Annotated in this window: 7 protein-coding genes; all 7 read right to left on the reverse strand. The window is 52.4% G+C overall.

From position 1 onward, the window contains the following. The coding region (locus DBO31_RS01960) for a multidrug effflux MFS transporter (RefSeq protein ID WP_150824310.1) at positions 1-868 on the reverse strand (868 nt) is incomplete at its 3' end. Next, positions 869-1,549, reverse strand: coding sequence for an HAD family phosphatase (locus tag DBO31_RS01965; protein ID WP_150824311.1), 681 nt, complete (start codon positions 1,547-1,549; stop codon positions 869-871). A gap of 89 nt (positions 1,550-1,638) precedes the next feature. Next, complete coding sequence (locus tag DBO31_RS01970; protein WP_075581324.1) at positions 1,639-2,001, reverse strand: VOC family protein; 363 nt, start codon at positions 1,999-2,001, stop codon at positions 1,639-1,641. 12 nt (positions 2,002-2,013) lie between these two features. Beyond that, entirely contained in the window at positions 2,014-2,493 is a 480-nt protein-coding gene (locus DBO31_RS01975) for a YbaK/EbsC family protein (RefSeq protein WP_113855622.1), read from the reverse strand. Positions 2,494-2,588: 95 nt separating this feature from the next. Then, positions 2,589-5,636: an AAA family ATPase gene (locus DBO31_RS01980; RefSeq protein WP_150824312.1), complete on the reverse strand. Its 3,048-nt coding sequence runs from the start codon at positions 5,634-5,636 to the stop codon at positions 2,589-2,591. Continuing rightward, positions 5,633-6,784 carry an exonuclease SbcCD subunit D gene (locus DBO31_RS01985; RefSeq protein ID WP_150824313.1) on the reverse strand — a complete coding sequence of 384 codons (1,152 nt, stop codon included), beginning with the start codon at positions 6,782-6,784 and terminating at the stop codon, positions 5,633-5,635. The genes DBO31_RS01980 and DBO31_RS01985 overlap by 4 nt, the downstream gene beginning before the upstream one ends. 11 nt (positions 6,785-6,795) lie before the next feature. Beyond that, positions 6,796-7,114, reverse strand: a 319-nt coding sequence (locus DBO31_RS01990) for a deoxyribonuclease IV (RefSeq protein WP_150824314.1), incomplete at its 5' end; no start/stop codon positions are given.

Below are 7,114 nucleotides of genomic sequence, written 5' to 3' on the forward strand. Positions count from 1 at the left end.
CCGCCACCAATAGGACAAAGCGCAGCATCTTCCAGTCGGGAATGCGACCGGCCAGCCGTCCTGTCAGGCCGCCGCTGATCATGAGACCGATGCCGTTGATGCCGAAAATCAGACTGAATGTCTGAGGCGTCACATCATAGATATTCTGGAAAACGAAAGAAGAAGCCGATATATATCCGAAAAACGCCGCGAAGGCAAAACACTGCATGACACAGTGTCCCATAAAATACGTATCGCGGAATAACTTGCCGAAGCTCCGGACGCCTGCCAGCGGTCCGCCATGGATCCGCTTACGGATGGGAAGCGTTTCCGGCATGAAGAGAGCACAGACTGCCAGCGCCAGGCCAATGATGACGAGCAGCCAGAATATGCCGCGCCAGCTGGAAAACCGTAAAATCTGTCCGCCTATGACCGGAGCCAGGATAGGGGCGATGCCATTGACCAGCATGAGCATGGAAAAAAGCCGGGTCAGGGCCGTTCCACGGCAGACATCACGGGCAATGGCCCGGGCAATGACGATGCCGGCACTGCCGGCAAACCCCTGGATAAACCGGGACACTAAGAGCAGCCAGATTGTCGGAGAGAAAATACAGGCGACGGACGAAAGGGAAAAGACGGCCATGCCCAGAAACAGCGGCTTCCGCCGCCCTGCATCGTCGCTGACAGGACCGGCTATGATCTGACCGGCAGCCATGCCGGCCATGGACGCCGTCAGCGTCAGCTGTATCATAGATGGTACGACACCGAAATCGGCCATCATGGCCGGAAGTCCCGGCAAGTACATATCTGTTGAAAGTGGGGCAATGGCTGCCAGCATCCCCAGAAATACGGTCAGCCCTATCATCAGATGTTGACGTTGTTCACTCATTTAGTTCGCACTCTCTTTCCACACAGGCAGATTCTGAATCAGCGGCGGCACGCCTGCCAGTGTCTGGCAGGTATGCCAGGCCGTTGCAGCCACAGCTGGTTCCACACGGACCAGATCGGGTACCCAGATAGACGGGATATGAGCTGCCGCCGCGGCTTTCAGGCCATTTCCCGAGTCTTCAAGGACAAGAGCCCGCTCCGGTCGTACGCCCAGAGTCCGGCAGACTGCCAGGAAAATATCCGGGGCGGGTTTACTGTGAGCCATGGCATCACCGCTCTGGATATGGCAGAAATAGGACTCCAATCCGGCTTTATGAAGCAGCAGCCGTACCGTTTCTTCTGCAGAGGAAGAAGCGACTGCGCAGCGGATACCTTCCTGTCGCGCGTAATCCAGGCATTCCTGCAGGCCCGGTTCTGCCGGGGCACCCTTTTCATGATAGATTGCCAGCTGCATGGCCTTCTTCTCATCGTGGAATGCATCATAGGGAAAGTCCGCCCCATAGGTCTGCAAAAATATTTCTTTTATTTTCGCATTATTCATGCCAAATATGGTATCAAAAAATGAATCCTCCATATCTATACCATATTTACGGCCAATGGCCCGCCAGCACGGTACGGAAATCCGCTCCGTATCGAACATAAGACCATCCATATCAAAAATAAAAAGCTCCGGTCTATACATCTTATTCCCCTTTCATAAACGCTAACAACCTCTGGCTGCTGCCAGAGGTTGTCTTTCTCGCTGTCGCATTCGATTATCCTGTTACGTTTTTAGCGTACAGGGATGACTTCCAGCCAGTATCCGTCCGGATCGGCAATGAAGTAAATCCCCATGGCCTTATTTTCAAAGACGATACAGCCCATGTCTTCATGTTTCTTATGAGCCGCATCAAAATCCTGTACCCGGAACGCCGTATGGAATTCATTTTCACCCAGATTATACGGTTCTTTCCGGTCTTTGAGCCAGGTCAGTTCCAACTGGAAATCACTGGCATCGTTGCCGACATAGACAATGGTGAAGTTAGGATTTTCGATGCGCCGTTGTTCTACCAGTCCCAGGGCTTCTTTATAAAATTTCAGGCTTCTGTCCAAATCGAGAACATTGAAATTAGTATGAGCAAATTTAAATGTCATGATATTCCCTCCTTACGCTTCTTCCCAGCCTTTACCTACATTGACCCAGCCTTTGGCATGAGAGTAGGTTTCTAATTCCGGCAGTGTCAGTTCGATGGCACTATTTCCGGTACCACAGGCGGGAAATACCGTCTGGAACCGTTTCAATGATTCATCCAGATATACATCTACACCGGGATTGACGGCAAAGGGACACACACCGCCGACGGGATGGCCGATGAGACGTTCTACGTCATCGTGTTTGACCATAGACGCCTTGCGGTGAAATGTGTCTTTGAATTTGCGGTTGTCTACCCGGGCATCGCCGGCAAAAATAACGAGAAACGCCGAATCATCGTCGCCATAAAACGACATGGATTTGGCAATACGTTTCCCTTCCGTGTGCAGGGCTGCTGCGGCCAGATCGACAGTAGCACTTGATTCATGTAATACCTGCACCCGGTCTTCCATACCATATTGTGCAAAATAAGCCTTTACTTTTTCTAATGACATTGTATAAATCCCCCATCCCCCAATAACGGCTAAATACTACCTCTTTTGCGGATATAAAGAATTATATACCAAAAGAGTCTGCCATTCAAGATAGTCTAGAGGAGTTCAAAGGAGGCAACACTGCCGCAATCGGTCTTTTTGACAGCCAGGCGGGTATCAATGCGTTCCCGCAGTTCACCTACGTGGGAGATAATCCCTACCAGGCGTCCGCCCTGACGCAGTTCCAATAGCGCTTTCAGGGCAAAATCAAGCGTTTCCGGGTCCAGCGTCCCGAATCCTTCGTCGATGAAGATGGTATCCAGGTGAATGCCCCCGGAATAAGCCTGCACTACGTCGGCCAGCCCCAGTGCCAGAGACAGGGAAGCCAGAAAGGTTTCTCCGCCGGACAGCGTATTGGCCGGACGGGCATATCCCGTATAGGCATCGAAGACTTCAATATCGAGGCCGATCTGACGCACCCGGCGGTCATCCCAAGAGTGGGAACGCTGCAGTTCATAGCGGTTGCGGCTCATTTTCTGCAGCCGCTGATTCGCCGCCTGTAGCACTTCATCGAGGAGCGCTCCTAAGACGTACCGTTCAAAATTAATTCCCGTCGTCCTGCCGCTGATAAGATCATAGAGAGCTCCCACTGTCTTATAGTGTTCACTCAGCTCAGTCTGTTCCTTGTGCCAGGCATCAATCTGACTGGCACAGTTCGTAAGCTGGCGGAGTTCTGCAGCCAGTGCGGCCTGCTGCCGGGACAAGTCCTGGCAGGCCTGATTCAAAGCATCCAGCTTCTTGCGGTATGTTTCCATATCCGGTTTTGTCTTGCCCTGAATCATCTTTTCTTCCTGCAGGACCTGTCCCCGTGTCTGCTGGAGAGATGCTCCATAGGAAGTCAGTTTTTCTTTTAACGGTTCAATCTGCTGCAACTCTTTCTGCAGAGCCCGGCATTCATTCATATCACGGAATCCGCACTGACCAGCCTGTGCCTTTAATTCTTCCAGCGCTTTCTTATATTTCTGGCGCAGCTCATCCCGTTGGGCTTCTTTCATCCGGGCCTGTCCGCTCCAGTGGGCCTTTTCCTGTTCCTGCTTTTGTCTGGCCGCATTCCAGTCTTTTTCTTTCTTTTCAAAGGCAGCGAGCTGCTGACGGAGAGTCTGTATTTTCCCTTTCAACACAGTAGGATTGCGATATTCTTCAGGAAGTGTCCGTTCTGCTCTGGCCAGGGCTTCTTCCGCCCTCGTCCAGTACAGCCGTGCTTCCTCATAATCCTTGCGGGCCTGTTCTGTCACTGCCGTCTGCTGCGTCACCGTTTTTTCTTTCTCTTCCAGCTGTTGTGCAAGCTGCCGTGCCTGTTCGATTTCTTTCAGAAGAACAGCTTCTTCTGCAGCCGACTGTTCTGCCCGGCGGGACCAGTCGGCACTCGTCCCGTCTTCGGGATACTGCTGCCGCAGCAATTCATACTGGCGTTGCTGTTCCTGCGCCTGCGCAGACAGGACCTGTTCGTCCTGTTCCGCCTGCTGGCGCTGCTGTTCGCTTGCTTCCGCCCGTTTCCGGCAGCGTTCGACATCGGCCTTTTCCGGGAAATCAGCTGGTTTGACTGCCAGTTTGGGGTGGGATACGGCCCCGCATACGGGGCAGACATCTCCATCGTGCAGATTTTCCGCCAGGACAAAGGCCTGCCCCTGAAGGAACATGGCACTCACGGCGTCAAAATCCGTTTTGTCCTGAACGGCCTTCTGCAATACGTTTTTCAGGTGGCTGGCAGCTGCTTCTTGTTTCTTTGCCGTACCCTGCCAGTTGTTCTTCAGATTCTCTATCTGTTTTTCCTGATTGGCACGGAGCTTCCACTGTTTAGTCCTTGCCCTTACCTTTTCATACTCGCCTTCCCGGCCCGACAGGGCATCCCGTGTCTTGCGGACCATATCCAATTCTTTCTGGGCCATTTCCCGTGTCTGGTCGGCTGTATGCCATGCCTTTTCACAAGCCGCTGCCTGCAGGGACGCTTTATGCTGTTCTTCTTTCAATGCGGCATACGAATCGGCTTCTGTCACGAGATTTTCCAGGCGGATGGCTTCCGCTTTATCTGTTTCACATCGATCATGACCGGCCTTCATATCCTCTTCCTGCCCATTGAGCCGTTTCAGTTCTGTATCAGCAGCCGTCGCCTTTGTCTGAAGCGTTTCCCATTCTTTCGAAGCCTCTACGCCCTGCTTCTGGATATCATCGAGAGTACGGCAGGGTTCACTGAGCAGGCGGGCTTTTTCCAATAAATCCAGCTTCTTTTCTTCCGCGGCCATAGTCTCTTTTTGCGTTTCAAGCTGCTGCAGCCGTACCTTGGCATCTTCCCACGCTTTCCAGTGGCTGGCAACAGCCTCGGCCTGCTGGACTTCCTTCTGGAAATCATCGCGCTGGCGGACAGCCCGGCCAGATTTTTCCTTTGCTTCCCCTGCCTGCGCTGTTTTATCCGCAATGGTCTGCATCAGTATTGCTTCATCAGCGGCTCCCGTCAGTGACAAATATTGCTCAATCTTTTTCTTCAGGTCTTCATAGGCATGGCTGACATCATCATGCATGGTTTTGGCCAGTGCCTGCAGCCGGTCATAGCGCTGGGTATGGAACAGCACCTGCATGATGCGCTGCCGGTCTGATGAATTGGCCAGGAGCAATTTCCGGAAATCCCCCTGGGGCAGGAGGACGACCTGACGGAACTGGTCCGATTTAAATCCCAGGAGTTTTTCAATTTTCTGGGAGACATTCTTACTGGTCACCAATATGTCCCCATCCGGTGTATTCAGCTCGTAAAGGGCAGCTTTCATAGATACATGCCGCGTACCCGTTCCTCTTTTTTTCGCGATTTCCTGGTCCGGGCTCCGTTCGACGCGATATAATTTTTGTCCAATCGTAAAGGTAAACGCTACCTGCGTCACTTCTTCTGGTGTCGCATATTCACTGCGCATATGCGCTCCGTTGCGTCCTTCTGTACCGCCACTCAGTTCTCCGTACAGGGCATAACACATGGCATCAAGAATCGTCGTTTTCCCTGAGCCAGTCGGTCCGTAAATGAGAAACAACTGCCGGTCTCCCAGAAGGCGGAAGTCGATGACCTGCCGGCCTGCATACGGGCCAAAGGCAGTCATATCCAGATAAACGGGCTTCATAAAATCCCTCCTCCTTCTTCTTTGCGCAATGCGTCCCAAAGCTGATGCAGACAGTCTGTTTCCTTTTCCGACAAAGGCTGTTCCGGCCTCATGGCACCGGCAAAACTGGAAAAGAGTTCTTCTTCTGTCGTCCCGCGGATATTGAAATCCCGGTCACCGGCATGGTCTGAAATACGGCGCCGCGGGGCCTCCAGTGCCATGGCATTAGGATATTTCTTGCGCAGTCTGGCCATGCCATCGAGGACCGGTTCGGTGTCATCGATACGTGCCAATACATAATCACCGGTCCGGTCATCTTCTCGTTCCATAATATCGTGGAATGAACCTTTCAGAATACGCACATCATGGCGTGGCGTAAAGGAAATAAACCGGCTGCTGACCTGTCCATTATCAGCCAGGTCGACGAGGACAACCCCCTTTTTTTGTGTTGCTTCGCTAAAGGAATACTTAAGCAGGCTCCCGGCATACCGCACCTCCGGCCGTCCCACCTGCTGCGGCCCGTGAAGATGCCCCAGTGCGGTATACTGGAAGCGGTCAAAAACTGCACTGTCAATCATATCGGTACCACCGATAGAAAGAGGCCGTTCGGAATCGCTGCTTACCCCGCCAGAGGCAAAGACATGACTGACGCAGACAGCCCGCATGTCATCACATCCTCTGGACTGAAATGCACAGAGTGCTTCCAATGCCTTTTGATGATCGTGGATGGTTTCATCACTCAGAAAATGGCGGACATCAGCCGGTTCGGCATAGGGAAGCAGCACAAAGGCAACCGGTCCCGCATCATCGCGGAGGATGACCGGCCCCGTCAGCTTGTCCAGATCACCAGCAATATACAGTCCCTGCCGGGCCAGAAGGGCACTGCCAAAGGAAAGGCGGGACGCACTATCATGATTGCCGCTGATGACCAGAAAAGGAATATGGAGTTCCGCCGTCACCTTTGTCGCAATTTCATCAAACAATTCCACAGCAGCAGCCGGCGGCAGGCTGCGGTCATAGACATCCCCGGAAAGGACGACGGCCTCTATGCCTTCGTCTTTCAGCAGTGGCAGAAATTGTTCTTTTAGCACGTATTCCTGTTCATCCGTCAGATAATCGCCATAAAACATCTTTCCCAGGTGCCAGTCCGCCGTATGTAAAATGCGCATGTCGTCACCTCTTATTCCTTGTACAAACTTCGCAGAAGTGAAATTTCATGAGCATATCCCGGCAGTTCATTCGGTGTTTCCAGATAAAAGGGGAGCTGCCGTAATGCCGGATGATTGATAATTTGCGTAAACGCTTCGATGCCGATATGGCCTTCACCAATCTTTTCATGGCGGTCTTTATGGCTTCCCAGTTCATTTTTACTGTCATTGATATGGATGGCTTTCAGTCTGGACAGGCCAATACGCGTATCAAACTGAGTCAGCACGTCATCGAGATGATGAACGATATCATATCCGCCGTCAAAGACATGGCAGGTATCGAGGCAGACC

It is taken from the genome of Megasphaera sp. DJF_B143 (genome assembly GCF_900320625.1).
Taxonomy (GTDB): Bacteria; Bacillota; Negativicutes; order Veillonellales; family Megasphaeraceae; genus Megasphaera; species Megasphaera hexanoica.

Bases quoted from the DNA above. Each gene is read 5' to 3' on its own strand.
- DBO31_RS01965 (WP_150824311.1), bottom strand. From the start codon at position 1,549: ATGTATAGACCGGAGCTTTTTATTTTTGATATGGATGGTCTTATGTTC.
- DBO31_RS01970 (WP_075581324.1), bottom strand. From the start codon at position 2,001: ATGACATTTAAATTTGCTCATACTAATTTCAATGTTCTCGATTTGGAC.
- DBO31_RS01975 (WP_113855622.1), bottom strand. From the start codon at position 2,493: ATGTCATTAGAAAAAGTAAAGGCTTATTTTGCACAATATGGTATGGAA.
- DBO31_RS01980 (WP_150824312.1), bottom strand. From the start codon at position 5,636: ATGAAGCCCGTTTATCTGGATATGACTGCCTTTGGCCCGTATGCAGGC.
- DBO31_RS01985 (WP_150824313.1), bottom strand. From the start codon at position 6,784: ATGCGCATTTTACATACGGCGGACTGGCACCTGGGAAAGATGTTTTAT.